Raw genomic sequence first — 14,375 nt, forward strand, 5'->3', positions numbered from 1 at the left:
TGAATGGCAAGCGGCGCACTGCCCGATGCTGGGCAGATCCTTAATTCTCTCATCAACAGCATTCTGCTGGTTGATGACAACCTGGCGGTTCACTATGCGAACCCGGCAGCGCAGCAACTTCTGGCGCAAAGTTCCCGCAAACTTTATGGAACGCCATTACCAGAATTGCTGAGCTACTTTTCGCTCAATATCGGGCTGATGCAAGAAAGCCTGAATGCCGGCCAGGGTTTTACTGATAACGAAGTGACGTTGGTGATTGATGGGCGCTCTCATATTTTGTCGCTCACAGCGCAACGGTTGCCAGAAGGCTATATTCTGCTGGAAATGGCTCCGATGGATAACCAGCGTCGCCTGAGCCAGGAACAGTTGCAACAAGCGCAACAGGTCGCAGCCCGCGATTTAGTCAGAGGGCTGGCTCATGAAATTAAAAACCCGTTAGGTGGACTACGTGGTGCGGCGCAGTTACTCAATAAAGCGTTGCCAGACCCATCACTCACAGAATACACCAAGGTGATTATTGAGCAGGCAGATCGCCTGCGTAATCTGGTGGACAGATTGCTTGGCCCACAACAACCAGGCATGCATGTAACAGAAAGCATTCATAAAGTTGCCGAGCGGGTCGTTAAATTAGTGTCAATGGAACTGCCCGATAACGTTACCCTGGTCAGAGATTATGACCCGAGTCTTCCTGAGTTAGCGCATGACCCGGATCAAATTGAGCAGGTGTTACTCAACATCGTTCGTAATGCCCTCCAGGCGCTGGGGGAAGAGGGTGGTGAAATTACGCTGCGTACTCGTACGGCATTCCAGTTAACACTGCATGGTGTTCGTTACCGCCTTGCGGCCCGCATTGATATAGAAGATAACGGGCCCGGTATACCAGCACATTTACAGGATACGCTGTTCTACCCCATGGTCAGTGGCCGCGAAGGAGGTACTGGTTTAGGGTTATCCATTGCGCGCAATTTAATTGATCAGCATTCGGGAAAAATCGAATTTAACAGTTGGCCAGGCCATACCGAATTCTCGGTATACCTGCCCATTCGCCAGTGAGGTCTTTATGCAACGAGGGATAGTCTGGATCGTTGATGACGATAGCTCCATCCGTTGGGTGCTTGAACGCGCGCTCACTGGAGCCGGGTTGAGTTGTACCACCTTTGAAAATGGGAATGAAGTGCTGGATGCACTCGCGACAAAAACCCCGGATGTATTGTTGTCCGATATCAGGATGCCTGGCATGGATGGCCTGGCATTGTTAAAACAAATCAAGCAGCGCCACCCAATGTTACCGGTCATCATTATGACGGCACATTCCGATCTGGATGCTGCGGTAAGCGCCTACCAGCAAGGGGCTTTTGATTACCTGCCGAAACCTTTTGATATCGATGAAGCTGTCGCTCTGGTTGAACGTGCAATCAGCCATTATCAGGAGCAGCAGCAACCACGTAATGCACCTGTAAACGGCCCGACAACCGATATTATTGGTGAGGCGCCGGCAATGCAGGATGTATTTCGCATTATTGGCCGGTTATCCCGTTCTTCAATTAGTGTATTGATTAACGGTGAATCCGGTACTGGTAAAGAGCTGGTTGCCCATGCACTCCACCGCCACAGCCCGCGAGTGAAAGCGCCATTCATCGCACTGAATATGGCTGCCATTCCCAAGGACTTAATTGAATCAGAGCTGTTTGGTCATGAGAAAGGGGCATTTACCGGAGCCAACCAAATTCGCCAGGGGCGCTTTGAACAGGCAGATGGTGGCACACTGTTTCTTGATGAAATTGGTGATATGCCTCTTGATGTTCAAACACGCCTGTTGCGTGTGCTGGCCGATGGGCAATTTTACCGGGTGGGTGGCTATGCACCGGTAAAAGTCGATGTACGTATTATTGCCGCAACGCACCAAAACCTGGAGCAACGAGTCCTGGAAGGGAAATTTCGTGAAGACCTTTTCCACCGGCTTAATGTTATCCGTGTTCATCTCCCACCGTTGCGTGAACGCAGGGAAGATATTCCTCGCCTTGCTCGCCATTTCCTGCAAATTGCGGCCCGGGAGTTAGGTGTGGAAACCAAACAACTGCACCCGGAAACAGAAGCAGCATTAACCAGGCTGGCCTGGCCCGGGAACGTGCGGCAATTAGAGAATACCTGTCGCTGGCTGACCGTTATGGCTGCTGGTCAGGAAGTGTTGATTCAGGACTTGCCCACAGAGTTGTTTGAAAGTGTCGTGCCGGACAGTCCGACCCAGGCACTACCAGACAGTTGGGCTACGTTGCTGGCACAATGGGCAGACAGAGCACTGCGTTCCGGTCATCAAAACTTATTATCTGAAGCACAACCAGAAATGGAACGGACATTATTGACGACAGCACTGCGTCATACCCAGGGCCATAAACAGGAAGCTGCACGTTTATTAGGCTGGGGAAGAAACACGCTGACCAGGAAGTTGAAAGAGTTAGGGATGGAGTGATGGTATGAATTGTAAAGATGCAAAGCTATCAGCAAATTGCTGCTATTTTGTACTTTACTGTCTCGTCAGGTTCAGTATGATCTATCGCGTTCACGCTGGAGAAACATCATGCTGGAATCCTTAATTCAGGTTGTGTCGCAAGGCGCAGACGCAGGCCTTGCTGCAAGCCATACCCCACAAACTGCGGTGGCAGCACTATTATGTGCAGCACTGATAAACTTCTTTAATTGAAGTCTGTTTGTGCTGTACAAATAAAAAAGCGGGATATTTATATTCCCGCTTTTTTATTGTTAAATCACCCGAGAAAATTGCTGCTGGCGTGCCTTTTGCCGTAAATACGAGTCAAAGCACATACATATATTACGAATCAGCAACCGCCCTTTTGCCGTTACCTGAACCGAGCAGTCATCTGTCGCCACCAGGCCATCTTTCTCAAGGGGAGCAAGCAATGCCAGGTCTTCAGAAAAATAATCATCAAACTGAAGTTGCCACAGCTGCGCAATATCATTTTTGTTAAGCCGGAAATTACATATCAGGTTTTTAATCACATCACGGCGAATACAGTCATCACGGGTCAACGAGATACCACGCCAGAGCGCATTTCCCCGTTCTTCAACTTGCTGGTAATAGCTTTTTAGTTCTTTCTGGTTCTGGCTATAACTATCCCCGATCATGCTAATCGCTGACACTCCCATACCCAATAAATCGGTATCCCCCTGAGTGGTGTACCCCTGAAAATTGCGGTGCAGAATACCAGCCCGTTGGGCTACAGCCAGTTCATCATCGGGGCGGGCAAAATGGTCCATACCAATAAACTGATAGCCGGATTCAGTAAGAAATTGAATAGTTTGCTGGAGGATATCCAGTTTCTGGCTGGCTGATGGCAAATCGCCATCTTTGATTTTGCGCTGTGCCGCAAATAATGACGGCAGATGTGCATAATTAAACACACTCAACCGGTCCGGGTTTAATTCCGCCACACGCTGTAAAGTAAACGCAAAGCTTTCCGGTGTCTGCTTCGGCAGACCATAGATTAAGTCGATATTAGTTGATGTAAACCCAAGGGATTTTGCCCGCTTCACCAGAGTAAAAATGAAGTCTTCATCCTGCTCACGGTTAACCAGGCGCTGAACTTCTTTATTAAAATCCTGGACTCCCATGCTTAGCCGGTTAAACCCTTCGGCACGCAAATGATCGAGAATATCCAGTTCTATTTCCCGGGGATCAACTTCAATAGAAATTTCAGCCTGTGGCGCAAAATGAAAATTCTCACGCAACAACGACATCAGGCGAGTTATCTGGTCTTTAAGCAAAAAGGTCGGTGTACCGCCACCCCAGTGCAATTGGGTTACAGTGCGGGAAGCAAAAAGTGGTGACTGGTGCCGGATTTCTTTTTCAAGGAAATCGAGATACTGATCTGCTTTATGCTGTTGACGGGTTATCTGTTTATTACAGCCACAGAAGTAGCAGAGTTTGTGGCAAAACGGGATATGGACATACAACGATAAGGGCCGTTCAGGGTAGCGGCTAACTGCCACAGAAAAATCTGCCAGCGAATAGTCTGGTGAAAACTCAAGAGCAGTGGGGTAAGAAGTATAGCGTGGCCCGGAATAGTTATATTTCTGGATAAGGGCCAGGTCCCAGTCAACAACGTGCTCAGACATTCTCACTCCTTCCTGCGTACTTGCTGGCCGGCAAGCACTGCTTGCCGGCCCACTTCGCGCGTAATTATTCTTCCGCGCAACCACTTTTGGCGCTGCGATAAGCGCTGTAGTTTAGCGAATAACCACGCCAGATAACATATTACTGGCAGGACGACGAGTAAAATCCAAAACGCCGCAAGATTCAGTGATGGCCTCCTTTGAGCAGGCGCATCATATCTTCAGTCTGTTCTTCTTCTGATTCGTCATCGTCATAAGAAAGACCCAGTTGCTGCATCAATGCGTCGATGCGATCCAGTTTCTCATTAATCCAGGATTGCTCGTCATCACTTAATACCTGCCCTTCTTCGAGCCGTTCAAGTAGCGCATCCAGACGCTCATCCGTTTCCAGCATTTCCAGTTCTGCCTCGGGTGTCAGCATAGGCTTCTCACTCTTAGGTTTATACTGCCGATTGGTTACGTTCTGTTCTGAGGTTAACAGGACTGGCTTCTTACTGCCAATACGAGAATCTGTTTGCTGACGAGAGCCTTTATGATTTTGCCGACCCTGTTCATTACCAGAACGGCTGCCGGAAGGGTTCCCACGGTGTTTTTTCTGGCGCTTACGTTCGCGCCCTTCCTGGTTGAGTTCTTCACGCGATTTTTTATTGCGCGATTTCGACGGACTTTTGCCGCGAGGTGCAGTGGCGTGTTGCTTCATGACAGTTCTTCTCTGAGCCTTTTTATTCAGTATAGATTTGCGGCGAAATCTAGCAGAAACCAGGCAAATAAAAAAGGCGGCAGGTTAACCCGCCGCCATTTTCGTTTTGACACCCGTCATGGGTTCAACATTCCTTGTTCGCCTGAGACACCCCCTGTCCTCCCTCGGCATGCAACATTCCTTGCTGCTTTCCTGATAGCTCTTTAACACTTTCCGTGATAATTAAAGAATTGCCCGATCCTTATCTTCGCTTTCCCGGCGCTCCTGAATAACTCTCCCTGAGTTTGCTCCCTGATGCATCCCTGTATTTTGTATATACTTTACGCTGTTCAATTAAACGTGCAATAAACATGGTTTCAGATTATGGCTATTTCAGATATATCCATAGTCACAACACACTGTTTTTAATAATAATTATTAAATAGTCGCAAATAACAAAGTGCCAATGTCGTGCTGAAATGATGGCAAATGTCTTACATTTTCAATATGTAAAATTCGCTCTAACGGAAAGCATCATAGAAAATCCGCCTTTGGCACGGGTTCAGGTATAATCACGGCAAATTTATCCAGCGGAGAGAACCGTTTTGACTAACTGGAATTATCAATTAACGCACTTTGTCACCAGCGCACCGGATATCCGGCACCTGCCTGGAGATACAGGTATTGAAGTCGCGTTTGCGGGGCGCTCCAATGCAGGAAAATCCAGCGCACTGAATACCCTGACCAATCAAAAAAACCTTGCCCGTACCAGTAAAACACCCGGGCGCACTCAACTTATTAACCTGTTTGAAGTTGTTGAGGGTAAACGCCTGGTTGACTTACCTGGTTATGGTTATGCCGAAGTGCCAGAAGAAATGAAACGCAAGTGGCAACGTGCACTGGGTGAGTATTTACAAAAACGCCAGTGCTTACAGGGCCTGGTCGTTTTAATGGACATTCGACATCCATTAAAAGACCTTGACCAGCAAATGATCATGTGGGCAGTTGACAGCAATATTCCAGTACTTGTGCTGCTCACCAAGGCCGATAAACTGGCCAGTGGTGCACGCAAGAGCCAGTTGAATATGGTGCGTGAAGCAGCACTTGCTTTTAATGGTGATGTGCAGGTAGAAGCATTCTCATCCCTGAAAAAACTGGGGGTGGATAAATTACGGCAGAAGCTGGACAGCTGGTTTAGTGAACTCGCACCGGTAGAAGAACAAGCAGAACCGTCTCCTGAAGACGGAGAGTAAGCACAAACCGGTACAACAAGCTTGTATCGGTTTTTTCTTTTGCCCAATAAAAAACGCCCCAGTCACTAATGACTGGGGCGGCTAAAATATTCAGCCAAATCCGATTACGTGAAGTAAAAGGTCTGAAAGATAGAACATCTTACCTCTGTACCCTACGTCTCTAACTCTACTCTTTTTCTGGCTGTTAAAAAAGCATTTTTTGTAGTTTTTTTTCACCCTTTACATAGGGATTTCTAATGATCATCACAAAACGCTATGTTTTATGTTGTTTACTTACAAAAGATGGACATTTTATGAACGTTTAATGTGCTTTATCCCAGTCAGAACCGCTACCAACTTCCACCAGTAACGGCACATCGAGTTTCATACAATTTTCCATCAATTCATGCACTTTCTTCGCGACCAGATCAAGGCTGTCTTTGCGCACTTCGAACACCAGTTCATCGTGTACTTGCATGATCATTTTCACGGGTGGTTGCTCTGCCTGTAACCAGCAATCAACAGCAATCATAGCTTTCTTAATGATATCTGCGGCCGTACCTTGCATTGGTGCGTTGATAGCAGCGCGTTCGGCACCAGCTCGTCGGGCAGCATTGCTGGATTTAATATCCGGAAGATAGAGACGACGCCCCTCCAGCGTTTCAACATACCCTTGCTCTTTCGCCTGCACTCTGGTGCGTTCCATATAGTGCAGCACACCCGGATAGCGTTCAAAATACAGGTCCATATAACGCTGCGCTTCTTTACGTGGGATGTTCAGCTGGCGTGACAAACCGAATGCACTCATCCCGTAAATCAGGCCGAAGTTGATAGCCTTAGCACTCCGCCGTTGCTCAGTCGTCACTTCATCCAAAGTAAGGCCGAACACTTCTGCCGCCGTTGCCCGGTGAATATCTTTCCCTTCAGCAAATGCCGCCAGCAACCCCGCGTCCTGAGAAAGGTGCGCCATAATACGCAACTCAATTTGTGAATAGTCTGCCGAAACAATTAAATAATCATCCGGTGCAATAAATGCCTGGCGGATACGACGGCCTTCATCGTTACGTACCGGGATATTTTGCAGGTTCGGATCAGTGGAAGATAAACGCCCCGTCGCTGTCACAGCCTGGTGATATGAGGTATGCACTCGCCCGGTTTTGGGGTTAATCATCAACGGAAGTTTGTCAGTGTAGGTTGATTTCAGTTTTGCCAGACCACGATATTCTAAAATCACTTTTGGTAAAGGGTAATCCAGCGCTAATTCTTCCAACACTTCTTCTGAAGTTGAGGGGGCACCACCCGGAGTCTTCTTGAGAGGCTTAATACCCTGTTTTTCAAACAGGATGGTCTGCAGTTGTTTAGGTGAAGAGAGATTAAAAGGTTCACCTGCCAGCTCATGCGCTTTTAGCTCAAGCTCTGCCAGCCGGGTGGTCAACTCACCTGAATGCTGATGCAACACCGCCGGGTCGATTTTAACGCCATTACGTTCAATCCGTGACAGAACTGGCATCAGTGGCATTTCTATCTCGCGGAATACGTTCAATGGACCTTCAAGTTGCTGAAGCTTCGGCCACATTTTCAAATGCAGTTGTAAAGTTACATCGGCATCTTCAGCGGCATACGGACCCGCAGTTTCAATATCAATCTGGTTGAATGTGAGCTGCTTTTTCCCCTTACCTGCAATTTCTTCAAAGGTAATCGTTTTATGGTTCAGCCAGCGAGCAGAGAGACTGTCCATATCGTGACGCCCGGCCACACTATCCAGAATATAAGACTCCAGCATGGTATCAAACTCGACACCCGCCAGTTCAATGCCATAGTTTTGCAAAATCCCACGGTCGAACTTGAGATTCTGCCCCACTTTACGGACATCATCACTTTCCAGTACTGGACGCAGTAATTCCAAAGCGCGTTCCCGAGAAATCTGTTCAGGTGCATCCAGGTAATCATGTGCAACCGGAATATAAATAGCCTGGCCCGGCTCTGTTGCAAAAGATAAGCCCACCAGATTTGCCAGGATGTTATCCAGGCTGTCTGTTTCGGTATCGAATGCCACAAGTGGTGCCGCCTGGATTTTATTTATCCATGTAAGTAAGGTTGCTTCGTCCAATACAGTGACGTAGTTATCTCGCGATAGTGCAGGCGCAGCCTCCGCTTCAACCGCTTCAACCTGAGTGTTGCCTACCGCCTGAACAGGCTTCGCACCTTTTGCTTTAAGCCATTTGCCATTTTCAACATCACTGATCCAACGCTTAAATTCGTACTGACTGAACAAAGACAGTAAGGCATCGTTTTCTGGGGGTTTTACATCCAGCTCTTTGTAAGATAATTCCAGCTCAACATCCGTTTTGATGGTTGCCAGCTTGTAAGAAAGCCAGGCCATTTCTTTGTTGTTTTCCAGTTTATCTGCCATGGTTTTCGCACCGCGAAAAGACAAACCAGCAATTTTTTCCGGGTGGGCATATAGCGTGCTAAGACCGCCAAGCCCTTGTATAAGTGCCTGCGCTGTTTTCTCGCCTACACCAGGAACACCGGGGATGTTATCTGAGGAGTCGCCCATTAATGCCAGGAAATCGATAATAAGCTCGGGCGGTACACCATATTTTTGTTGCACCTCTTCCGGGCCAAGAACCGTGTTGGTCATGGTATTAATCAGCGTTACCCCAGGCGTTACCAATTGCGCCATGTCTTTATCACCGGTGCTAATCAGTACTGGTTGACCGGCATCATTAGCCTGCTTTGCCAGGGTACCGATAACATCATCAGCTTCTACCCCTGGAATTACCAGCAGCGGTAAGCCCATTGCCCGGACCATTTCATGCAATGGCGCAATTTGCACCCGCAGGTCATCCGGCATTGGCGGGCGATGAGATTTATAATTTTCAAAAAGCTCATCGCGAAAGGTTTTGCCTTTAGCATCAAACACAACTGCCGCATGAGAAGGATTAAACTGCATCAGCAAGCTACGCAGCATATTGAGTACACCATACATCGCGCCTGTCGGCTCTCCAGCACTATTAGTAAGGGGTGGGAAAGCATGGTACGCGCGATAAAGGTAAGAGGATCCATCGACGAGGATAAGCGGATTGTCAGCGATCTGAGCCATAGTCTTTTTGCCTGGTTGCAGTTTAAGCCTCAAGGATGCCATACACCGCAGTTAACATGAACTTTTCACCCTATTTTTATCACGAATTAACTCAGATCATGTGGCAAAATCTGTGGATCTGCCTGTGGATAACTTTGTGTATGGTTTTGAAAAAAAAGGTATACTCCATAGTGAGTAATAACAAAAAAATATTTAAAATCAAACAACTAAAAGCCATACACTGGTCTATTTTTCACCCAGCTAATATAGCTGTAATGTGGATATAAAAAGCATCAGTCAAAATAATCTGCTAATAATTTTTCACGTAATCAATAACGGTTCACCCCGTCATCGATAACGCCTCTACACTATTTCTGTTAAGATCACCGCTCTGTTGCACATGCCTCAGGCTATGCCCATTCATTAATTGAAAAAAAATCATGTCGAGATTGTTCGCCACAATCATATTATTACTAAGTATTTTGCTGACTGTACTGGTTACAGTATTTTTCTCTGTTCCTATTATCTGTGCCGGGCTGATAAAACTGGTATTGCCAGTACCTGGTGTCTGGCGAGCAATCTCTTTGTTTTGTGACGCATGTATGAAGGCCTGGTGCACCAGCCTGGCGGTTTTACTGCGGCTAAATCCTTTTCTGCAATGGGAAACTGAAGGACTGGAAGGGTTGAGTAAACAAAACTGGTATCTGTTAATTTGCAACCATCAAAGCTGGGCAGATATTGTTGTGTTATGTGTGCTTTTTCGGCGTCATATTCCGGTAACAAAATATTTCCTTAAACAACAACTGGCCTGGGTACCTTTTTTAGGGTTGGCTTGTTGGGCGCTGGATATGCCATTTATGCGCCGTTACTCACGCAGTTATTTACTACGTCACCCCGAACAACGGGGTAAAGATGTTGAAACAACACGCCGCTCATGTGAGAAATTTCGATCTCATCCCACAACAATTGTTAATTTTGTGGAAGGCTCACGCTTTACTGAAGAAAAACGCCATGCACTACGTTCTCCTTATCAGCATCTGCTACCACCAAAAGCAGCCGGCGTTGCTATGGCGTTAAATGTACTGGGTGAACAGTTCGATAAATTACTTAATGTTACACTGTGCTACCCGGAGAACAGGGATAAACCATTCCGTGATATGTTGAGCGGCAAGCTGACACGTATTGTGGTGCGTATAAATTTAGTGCCAGTGAATGAAACAGAGTCACTGCATGGTGATTATGTTAATGATAAAAGTTTTAAGCGTTATTTTCAGCGCTGGTTAAACACGTTATGGCTTGAAAAAGACCAACAGCTCGACGCACTCTATCGGCCAAAAGGATTAGGACCAGAAAATCAGTACCCAAAAGATAATTCACCAGAGATAAATATCAGTAACGAATCCTGAAAGTGTAATAAAAAACGCCGAACATAAGTCGGCGTTTTTTGTACTCAATTACATACGCATATGTATCAAGTTTACTTCTGTTTAAGCAAGTAGTTCACGGTATCAGCATACTGTTGAACAAAGGCATCCATATTACTGGTATCCATACCCTGTGGCCTCAACATGTACTGACCATTAACATACATTGCTGGCACACCCTGCAACTGCAAGTCAGCGGCCGCTTTTTCCTGTTGTGCAACCAGTGATTTCACCACAAAACTATTCCATGCAGCATCGTACTCTTCAGGTTTCACGCCAGCATCAATAAAGACCTGGCGAATATCAGCTACCGTTTGTACGGTCTGTGTTTTCTGTACGGCATCAAACATGCGGTCACTGATTTTATCTTCCACACCCAACGCCATTGCGACAGCCCATGCCTGAGTTAATTGCTTGCCCAATGGCCCAAGAAACTCAACGTGGTATTTGGTCATTTTAACGCCTTCTGGCAGTTTCTTTTTCACAGCATCAGAAACATGCAGCACATGCTCAAATTCATAGCAATGCGGGCAGTAAAATGAGAAAAACTCCAGAACCTGGGGTTCTCCCGGAACCGGTGTTTTAAGTGTTATGTACTGTTGGCCATCCGTATATTGCGCAGCAGATGCACTAAACGCCAGGATCATACCCGCCAGCGCCAGCCAAATCTTTTTCATACAAGTTCTCCCAAATAAAACGTAATCATCAATACATTGGCGTTAATTGTAAGGGTGGTTCCTGAAGAACCTTCTTCTGCTCGATAAACACAGCAGTTTGTCTCCGCCAGAAGTCTTCTTCCTGGAGCCAGGGAAAACTACGGGGAAATGCAGGATCTTCCCAGCGTTTAAGCTGCCAGGCCAGATAGTAAATCATGCGCATAGCACGCAAAGGCTCAATTAGTGCGAATTCACGAGTATCAAATGAGCAAAACGCTTCATATGCCTCAACAATCATTTCTAATTGCAGACGTTGTTCAGTGCGATCCCCGTTCAGCAACATCCAGATATCCTGAATTGCAGGCCCACTTCTGGCATCATCAAAATCAACAAAGACTGGCCCATCACGCCACAATATATTTCCAGGGTGGCAATCACCATGTAAACGAATCGCTGTGTAATCAGTGAACCAGTGTGCAGTAACTGCTTCAGATAAATCACACACAGCAGCCAGAAATGCCTCTTTGAGTGATGCGGGGATTAATGTAGCCTGATGATATTGTTCAAGAGGCTCAGCAAGCCAGGTATGCAAATCAAAGGATGGACGATGAATAAAAGGGGCTTTGCGTCCAGTCTGGTGGATGCGACCTAAAGCGTACCCGACACTTTCCATTTGGTCTGGATTATCATTTTCATACTGACGCCCACCGGCGCTTGGGAAAACAGCATAACGAAAACCTTCATGCTGTATAAGACTTTGACCGGAAAAGAGTAGAGGCGCAACAACGGGTATCCCTTCGTCTTGAAGGGAGAGCGTAAACCGGTGTTCTTCTTCAATTTGCGCATCTGACCAGCGGTGAGGGCGATAGAATTTTACGACATACCGTTTACGGTCTTCATCCATAAACTGATATACACGGTTTTCATAACTATTAAGTGCCGTTAACCCGGAATCAACCCGGATGCCACAATCGAACAAGGCATCCATGATGATATCCGGGTTTAATGTCTGAAAATTAAAAGCGTTGTCAGTCATTCTGGTTTGAGTTCAGGACATGAAGTCTACAGAATAACACTGAAAGAGCAGTACTAACGATGCGACTTACAACCTTTTACTCTTTAATGACCCCGCGAGCTTTCAACAGCGCAGTTTTAAAATCTTCTTCGTAGTCTTTCTGTAAACCAGGAATAGTGGCGTCTTTCGCGCTGTCGCGCATTTTGAGATGGTAGATAAGAATATCATCAGTAAGATCAACCAACGCCCCTTTAAAACCTGACTCATCTGCCAGTTTTTGTAAAAATTGCAGTAAATTAAGATCAGGGTCTTTCTGCCAGGCTGGCTGAAGCAATTCGATCACTTCATTAAGGCGTTTACATTTCATGATTGTGCTCCTTTGTCTTCACCTGAATACGGTAGCAGGCTAAAACCCACATTTAAAGAGGCGATATTCAGTGAGCCATATTACCGGGATTACAGGTGCCGTGTTAGCAGGTGGCAAAGCAACACGTATGGGAGGAAAAGATAAAGGTCTGTTACACCTTAAAGGTCGTGCCCTCTGGCAGCATGTTGCCGAAAAATTACAGTCACAAGTAGATCTTGTAGTTATCAATGCCAACCGTAATCTGGATCTTTACCAGGCAAGCCACCTGCCAGTGGTTCGGGATACGATTGCTGACTATCCGGGTCCACTGGCTGGAATGCTGGCAGTCATGGAAACATGCCGGGCAGAGTGGTTCTTATTTTGTCCCTGTGACACACCCAATATTCCCACCGATCTTGTAAGCCGCCTTCTGGATAAGCGAGGAAATGCCAGTGTAGTCTGGGTTAATGACGGAGAGCGAGATCACCCAGGCGTGGCACTGGTGCATCATTCCCTGGCCGGGAAAATGCGCCAATATCTGTTACAAGGTGAGCGACGCGTACTGGCTTTTTTCCGCCTGGTCGGTGGGCATTGCGTTGTATTTGCCAACAGCCATAACGCATTCGCGAATGTGAATACTCCGGAAGACCTCGCCCGCTGGCAAACACCGCCTCTTCTGTGTTTTGCAGCTAAAAGCGGTACCGGAAAAACAACTCTGCTAAAAAAAGTCATTCCGTTATTGAGAGATGCAGGCATCCGCCCCGGGTTAATTAAACACACTCACCATGATATGGATGTGGATACACCAGGCAAAGACAGCTATGAACTAAGAAAAGCTGGAGCCCTACAAACGCTTGTCGTATCAGCCCGGCGTTGGGTGCTGATGACCGAAACGCCTGATAATACTGACGTGGACTTGTTCAGTCTGGCAAAAAAACTGGATCCAGCAATGGTTGATCTTATTCTGGCTGAAGGCTTCAAACATGAGTCTGTACCTAAAATCCTTTTATACCGGTCAATGACAGGCCACAAGCTGGAAATAGATGAATATGTGGTTGCCATTGCCACTGATACTCCGCTGGATGTTACCGTTCCTCAGTTAGATATCAATGATCCCGCGGCAGTTGTGCAGTTTATTGTTCGGTGGATGCAGCAATAAGCACCAGCGGTTCTGGCGGAAACAGCGACGGTCTGCGGATGTGCCGCCTCTGTCGGCGCGACCCGGGGGTGTGCAGGCACAGCGGAATAACCTGACGTGAAGGAAGGTGTTCACGGGGGTGAGAGGGTGGATGAATGGGCTGAGATACAAAAGCAAAAAACCCCCAGCTTTCGCTGAGGGTTCTTCTTAATTGAAGCCTGGCAGTTCCCTACTCTCGCATGGGGAGACCCCACACTACCATCGGCGCTACGGCGTTTCACTTCTGAGTTCGGCATGGGGTCAGGTGGGACCACCGCGCTCTTGCCGCCAGGCAGATTCTGTTTTATTCACCGCCTCACGGCCATGAATATTATCCGTCAACAGGCTGAAAATTTCGTCTCTCTCACACCAAAACATCTTTGGCGTTGTAAGGTTAAGCCTCACGGTTCATTAGTACCGGTTAGCTCAACGCATCGCTGCGCTTACACACCCGGCCTATCAACGTCGTCGTCTTCAACGTTCCTTCAGGACTCTCAAAGAGTCAGGGAGAACTCATCTCGGGGCAAGTTTCGTGCTTAGATGCTTTCAGCACTTATCTCTTCCGCATGTAGCTACCGGGCAGTGCCATTGGCATGACAACCCGAACACCAGTGATGCGTCCACTCCGGT

General features: G+C 47.1%; 12 protein-coding genes, 2 rRNA genes and 2 pseudogenes. 7 read left to right on the forward strand and 9 right to left on the reverse strand.

Annotated elements, in window-relative coordinates:
* Positions 1–3: 3 nt before the first annotated feature.
* From glnL to A9B99_RS23805, 3 genes are all read left to right on the forward strand, one after another.
* Positions 4–1,053, forward strand: a complete 1,050-nt coding sequence (gene glnL / locus A9B99_RS07615; RefSeq protein ID WP_064596262.1) for a nitrogen regulation protein NR(II) — start codon at positions 4–6, stop codon at positions 1,051–1,053.
* A gap of 7 nt (positions 1,054–1,060) precedes the next feature.
* The gene (gene glnG, locus A9B99_RS07620; protein ID WP_036115612.1) at positions 1,061–2,470 is read left to right on the forward strand and encodes a nitrogen regulation protein NR(I); all 1,410 of its coding nucleotides are present in this window, start codon (positions 1,061–1,063) and stop codon (positions 2,468–2,470) included.
* Between the two features lie 108 nt (positions 2,471–2,578).
* Complete coding sequence (locus A9B99_RS23805; protein WP_156519018.1) at positions 2,579–2,701, forward strand: YshB family small membrane protein; 123 nt, start codon at positions 2,579–2,581, stop codon at positions 2,699–2,701.
* A 59-nt stretch (positions 2,702–2,760) separates the two neighbouring features.
* On the opposite strand, the gene hemN is transcribed toward A9B99_RS23805, so the two are convergent.
* Entirely contained in the window at positions 2,761–4,134 is a 1,374-nt protein-coding gene (gene hemN / locus A9B99_RS07625) for an oxygen-independent coproporphyrinogen III oxidase (protein ID WP_064596266.1), read from the reverse strand.
* A gap of 181 nt (positions 4,135–4,315) precedes the next feature.
* Positions 4,316–4,831: a Der GTPase-activating protein YihI gene (gene yihI, locus A9B99_RS07630; protein WP_064596268.1), complete on the reverse strand. Its 516-nt coding sequence runs from the start codon at positions 4,829–4,831 to the stop codon at positions 4,316–4,318.
* A 584-nt stretch (positions 4,832–5,415) separates the two neighbouring features.
* Between yihI and yihA the strand changes: the two genes are divergently transcribed.
* A complete protein-coding gene (yihA, locus tag A9B99_RS07635; RefSeq protein ID WP_064596270.1) occupies positions 5,416–6,063 on the forward strand; it encodes a ribosome biogenesis GTP-binding protein YihA/YsxC in 648 nt (215 codons plus the stop codon).
* Positions 6,064–6,153: 90 nt separating this feature from the next.
* Here yihA and spfP read toward each other — a convergent pair whose 3' ends face one another.
* Together spfP and polA are read right to left on the reverse strand one after the other, a co-directional pair.
* Positions 6,154–6,201: a small protein SpfP gene (gene spfP / locus A9B99_RS24560; protein WP_071892919.1), complete on the reverse strand. Its 48-nt coding sequence runs from the start codon at positions 6,199–6,201 to the stop codon at positions 6,154–6,156.
* 163 nt (positions 6,202–6,364) lie between these two features.
* Positions 6,365–9,148: a DNA polymerase I gene (gene polA, locus A9B99_RS07640; protein ID WP_064596271.1), complete on the reverse strand. Its 2,784-nt coding sequence runs from the start codon at positions 9,146–9,148 to the stop codon at positions 6,365–6,367.
* Between the two features lie 419 nt (positions 9,149–9,567).
* On the opposite strand from polA, the gene A9B99_RS07650 reads away from it, so the two are divergent.
* Positions 9,568–10,533, forward strand: coding sequence for an acyltransferase (locus tag A9B99_RS07650; protein ID WP_082917838.1), 966 nt, complete (start codon positions 9,568–9,570; stop codon positions 10,531–10,533).
* Positions 10,534–10,604: 71 nt separating this feature from the next.
* Here A9B99_RS07650 and dsbA read toward each other — a convergent pair whose 3' ends face one another.
* The 3 genes from dsbA to A9B99_RS07665 all read right to left on the reverse strand — a co-directional run bounded on the left by dsbA (position 10,605) and on the right by A9B99_RS07665 (position 12,589).
* Positions 10,605–11,228 (reverse strand): thiol:disulfide interchange protein DsbA, encoded by a 624-nt coding sequence (gene dsbA / locus A9B99_RS07655; RefSeq protein ID WP_064596275.1) that lies wholly within the window; start codon positions 11,226–11,228, stop codon positions 10,605–10,607.
* A 28-nt stretch (positions 11,229–11,256) separates the two neighbouring features.
* Positions 11,257–12,243, reverse strand: coding sequence for a serine/threonine protein kinase (locus A9B99_RS07660; RefSeq protein WP_064596278.1), 987 nt, complete (start codon positions 12,241–12,243; stop codon positions 11,257–11,259).
* Between the two features lie 76 nt (positions 12,244–12,319).
* Positions 12,320–12,589, reverse strand: coding sequence for a YihD family protein (locus A9B99_RS07665; protein WP_036115590.1), 270 nt, complete (start codon positions 12,587–12,589; stop codon positions 12,320–12,322).
* Between the two features lie 79 nt (positions 12,590–12,668).
* On the opposite strand from A9B99_RS07665, the pseudogene mobA reads away from it, so the two are divergent.
* Positions 12,669–13,232: pseudogene (mobA, locus tag A9B99_RS24145) on the forward strand (molybdenum cofactor guanylyltransferase MobA); the annotation flags it as partial.
* A gap of 9 nt (positions 13,233–13,241) precedes the next feature.
* Positions 13,242–13,727 (forward strand): annotated as a pseudogene (gene mobB / locus A9B99_RS24150) (molybdopterin-guanine dinucleotide biosynthesis protein MobB); the annotation flags it as partial.
* A 195-nt stretch (positions 13,728–13,922) separates the two neighbouring features.
* Here mobB and rrf read toward each other — a convergent pair.
* Both rrf and A9B99_RS07680 read right to left on the reverse strand, forming a co-directional pair.
* Positions 13,923–14,038: ribosomal RNA gene (rrf, locus tag A9B99_RS07675) — 5S ribosomal RNA — on the reverse strand.
* Between the two features lie 97 nt (positions 14,039–14,135).
* A 23S ribosomal RNA gene (locus tag A9B99_RS07680) occupies positions 14,136–14,375 on the reverse strand; the annotation flags it as partial.

The sequence above is a fragment of the Mangrovibacter phragmitis genome (assembly GCF_001655675.1).
Lineage (GTDB): Bacteria > Pseudomonadota > Gammaproteobacteria > Enterobacterales > Enterobacteriaceae > Mangrovibacter > Mangrovibacter phragmitis.

What these genes read in the sequence shown, in the direction of transcription:
- glnL (WP_064596262.1), top strand. Translation starts at nt 4, where the DNA reads ATGGCAAGCGGCGCACTGCCCGATGCTGGGCAGATCCTTAATTCTCTC.
- glnG (WP_036115612.1), top strand. Translation starts at nt 1,061, where the DNA reads ATGCAACGAGGGATAGTCTGGATCGTTGATGACGATAGCTCCATCCGT.
- A9B99_RS23805 (WP_156519018.1), top strand. Translation starts at nt 2,579, where the DNA reads ATGCTGGAATCCTTAATTCAGGTTGTGTCGCAAGGCGCAGACGCAGGC.
- hemN (WP_064596266.1), bottom strand. Translation starts at nt 4,134, where the DNA reads ATGTCTGAGCACGTTGTTGACTGGGACCTGGCCCTTATCCAGAAATAT.
- yihI (WP_064596268.1), bottom strand. Translation starts at nt 4,831, where the DNA reads ATGAAGCAACACGCCACTGCACCTCGCGGCAAAAGTCCGTCGAAATCG.
- polA (WP_064596271.1), bottom strand. Translation starts at nt 9,148, where the DNA reads ATGGCTCAGATCGCTGACAATCCGCTTATCCTCGTCGATGGATCCTCT.
- A9B99_RS07650 (WP_082917838.1), top strand. Translation starts at nt 9,568, where the DNA reads ATGTCGAGATTGTTCGCCACAATCATATTATTACTAAGTATTTTGCTG.
- dsbA (WP_064596275.1), bottom strand. Translation starts at nt 11,228, where the DNA reads ATGAAAAAGATTTGGCTGGCGCTGGCGGGTATGATCCTGGCGTTTAGT.
- A9B99_RS07660 (WP_064596278.1), bottom strand. Translation starts at nt 12,243, where the DNA reads ATGACTGACAACGCTTTTAATTTTCAGACATTAAACCCGGATATCATC.
- A9B99_RS07665 (WP_036115590.1), bottom strand. Translation starts at nt 12,589, where the DNA reads ATGAAATGTAAACGCCTTAATGAAGTGATCGAATTGCTTCAGCCAGCC.